We start from the raw sequence: 3,215 nt of genomic DNA on the forward strand, positions 1-3,215 counted from the left end.
TGCTCATGTCGATTACGAAGAAGCTGGAGGTGACGGCCGAATGAGGTTCACGGAGCTGCTCGACAGGTTAGCGCATCCCACGGGCCTGCTGATAAGGAGGGCTTTCGAGAGGGAGGGTTTCGGTGACCCGGATCGGTTGGCGGTTGAAGCGCCGAGGAAGCTGCTGGACTATCTGTCGAAGCTGTTTGAGGATGAGAGGACGGCTAAGTTGTTCCTGTACTTGACGGGTGTGGCGCTGAGGAATCGGGTTGGCGTTGTCTCGGAGGAGGAGTGGCTGCACGCTTTCGAGTCCAACGATGCTGCCTACGTTAGGGGGTGGATGGAGAAGCTGGATGAGCTGCTGCGCTAGCCTCCCCCGCGCTCAACCCTCCTCACCCTCCTCGTCGCCACCAGCGTGGCGCCGCAGGGGCCCTCCAGTACCACCTGCCCGATCTCGACGGGCGCTTCAACCTCGAGGTGGGCTGTAGCCTTCACCACCTCTCTCACGCAGTCCTTCGGTACGGGCTTCCTCGTCACTACGGAGACAACGGGTAGGTCTCCGTTCCGCACCTTCACGACGGTCATCACGTGGCGCAGCGGCTCCGTCAGCTCCTGCCTCGCGTACTCCACTCCTCTGGCGCACCCGTAGCCCTCCACCTCCAGGCCCCCATCGGTCCTTTTCGCTCTGAGCGTGCAGCTGGCGGGGCAGAGGATGCAGATGAGCTCGACCTCACTCACGCGGGACCACCTCCAGCGTCACTCTACCGGCCTCCACCGCGGGCTTCAGCCTCGCCGGGTCGAGCTTCAACCTGATCATCTCGGCCGGCCTGACGGCCACGGCGTAGCTCCTCACACCGGCCTCCGGCACTCTCACGAAAACCCCCTTCTCCGGCCTCTCAACCCTCGCGTACAAGGTGACCTCCCGCTCTCCGCTCAGGTAGTGCGGGACTGCGAGCCTGACGTTCCTGCCCCTCGTGACGGGGAGCCAGCGGGTCGGCGGCACGCCCCCCTCGACGAACAGCTTCGCCCCCTCGGCGGCCCTCTCTCCCTGCTCCGCTGCGTAGTCCACGAGGTCGTTGATGACGAGCGCGTTCCCGGCCGCGAAGACGCCGGGCACGCTGGTCTCCAGCAGCTCGTTGACCACCGGGCCTCCGGTGGCCGGGTCGATCGCGCAGCCGATCTTCTCCAGCAGCTCCACGTTGGGCCTCAAGCCCGCCGCCACCACGACGGTGTCGCAGGGGATCTCGAACTCGGTTCCCGGGATCGGCTTGAGCGCCTCATCGACTCTGGCCACGATGACCCTCTCGACCCTCCCCCTCCCGGCGACTTTGACCACGGCGTGGCTGAGGAGCAGCGGTATGCCGAAGTCGTGGAGGCACTGGACGACGTTCCTCATCAAGCCTCCGGGCCACGGCATTATCTCGACGACCGCCCTCACGCGGGCCCCCTCGAGCGCGAACCTCCTCGCCATGATCAATCCCACGTCCCCCGACCCCACGATCACGACCTCCCTCCCCGGGAGCACCCCGTAGAGGTCCATGAGGAGCTGCGCCTCCCCCGCCGTCATGACGCCCGCCGGCCTATCGCCGGTGACTCCGATCTCGAAGATCGTCCTCTCCCGCGCGCCCGTCGCGAAGATCACCGCCTTCGCTCTCACCCTGACCACTCCCGCCCGCGTAACGACGTTGACCACCTTCTCGTCGTAAGCCTCAACCTCGACCGAGTGGACGTAAGCCTTCAGCAGGCAGCTCACCCCACTCCTCTCCACCCTCTCCATCAACCGGTGAGCGAACTGGGCTCCCGTCATGTCCTCGCCGAAGTAGTGGAGGCCGAAGCCGGGGTGCACGCACTGCAGCGGGATCCCGCCGAGTGTCTCCCGTTCCTCGAGCAGAACCACCTCCATCCCGAGCTCCGCGGCTCTCGCGGCAGCCGCCATCCCAGCCGGCCCACCGCCCACGACGACAACGTCGCACTCCCGCTGGATCACGCGGCCCCACCCCTCAGGAGGGCTTTCACATCCCCGTACCCGTAGGGGCCTGTGGCAACGGGCACCGCGTGCAGGGGCTGCCCCGTGAGCTCGGAAACTATCAGCGCAATCCTCCACCTGCAGAAGCTGCCCTGGCACCTACCCAACCCGGCGTAGGCTCTGAACTTGATCCCGTCGAGCGTGACGCGCGCCCCAATCCTCCTTATGCGCTCCACGGCCTCCAGGATCTCCGCCTTTGAAACCATCCTGCAGCCGCACACGATTTCGCCGTAGTCGGGGTTCTCCCTGGCGAGAGCATCGATCTCCTCCAAGCTGCGGCCCGCAACCCTCGTGATCCCGCGGCGGCGGGGGTTCCACCTCCGCTTCCTACGCAGCTCCACATCGTAGGTCTTAGCGATGAGCTCGACCACGTAACGCGCGATGGCGGGCGCCGCGGTGAGCCCCGGCGACCGTATGCCGGCGACGTTGACGAAGCCCCACGGGTCCTCGTACGCCCTTATCAGCCACTCCCCGCCTGGGGGTTCCGGCCTTAAGCCCGCGAATGTTCTGATCACCCTGCTGCGGGGTGGGAGCTCCCGAAGGAGCCTTGAAGCCTCCCTCAGCACTAGCTCCACCCCACCCGCGGTCGTCGATGTGTCTTCCTTCGCCTCGTACGGGAGGTCCTCAGCGGTGGGCCCCAGCAGCAGGTTCCCGTGCACCGTCGTAAGCGCGTAAACTCCCTTCGTCACCGGCGTCGGGACGGTGTGGAGGATCCTCAACGGCTTCAGGGGCACGTTCTCGTCGAAGATCACGTACTCGCCCCTCCTCGGCCGGATCCTGAAGCCCTCCTCAACCCCGGCTGAACGCGAGATCTCGTCGGCGTAGAGGCCCGCGGCGTTCACCACAACGTCAGCCTCGATGAAGCCCCTGCTGGTTTCAACACCCTTCACTCCACCCCCCTCCACGACCACGCGCTCCACCTCGGTTTCCGTCAGCAGCCTAACCCCGTTCTCCACCGCGTTCTCCACGATAGCTACCACAGCCTCGAAGGGGGAGATGGTGCCGGCGGTGGGAGCATAAACCGCGCCGAGAGCCGAGTCGCTGGCGAGCGGCTCGAGGGCTTTCAGCTCGCGCCCGTAGACGGGCCTTACGCCGGGCACTCCGTTCACCCTCGCAAGCTCGATGTACTTCAACGCCTCCCGCTCCTCCTCGGGCGTGGAGAACACCATCAGCTCTCCCGGCCAGCGAGCCGGGATTTCGAGCTCCTTAA

Annotated in this window: 4 protein-coding genes; 1 reads left to right on the top strand and 3 read right to left on the bottom strand. The window is 66.1% G+C overall.

Annotated features, from left to right (window positions below; translation table 11 throughout):
* A partial coding sequence (locus QXF46_09480; GenBank protein MEM0227092.1) for a hypothetical protein occupies positions 1–349 on the top strand: 349 nt, incomplete at its 5' end.
* On the opposite strand, the gene QXF46_09485 is transcribed toward QXF46_09480, so the two are convergent.
* The 3 genes from QXF46_09485 to QXF46_09495 all read right to left on the bottom strand — a co-directional run.
* Positions 346–717, bottom strand: a complete 372-nt coding sequence (locus QXF46_09485) for a DUF1667 domain-containing protein (protein ID MEM0227093.1) — start codon at positions 715–717, stop codon at positions 346–348. The genes QXF46_09480 and QXF46_09485 overlap by 4 nt on opposite strands.
* Positions 710–1,966: an FAD-dependent oxidoreductase gene (locus tag QXF46_09490; GenBank protein MEM0227094.1), complete on the bottom strand. Its 1,257-nt coding sequence runs from the start codon at positions 1,964–1,966 to the stop codon at positions 710–712. Before QXF46_09490 ends, QXF46_09485 begins: the two co-directional genes overlap by 8 nt.
* Positions 1,963–3,215, bottom strand: a 1,253-nt coding sequence (locus tag QXF46_09495) for an FAD-dependent oxidoreductase (GenBank protein ID MEM0227095.1), incomplete at its 5' end; no start/stop codon positions are given. The genes QXF46_09490 and QXF46_09495, both read right to left, overlap by 4 nt.

The sequence above is a fragment of the Thermofilaceae archaeon genome (assembly GCA_038731975.1).
In the GTDB taxonomy this organism is placed as follows: domain Archaea; phylum Thermoproteota; class Thermoprotei; order Thermofilales; family Thermofilaceae; genus JANXEW01.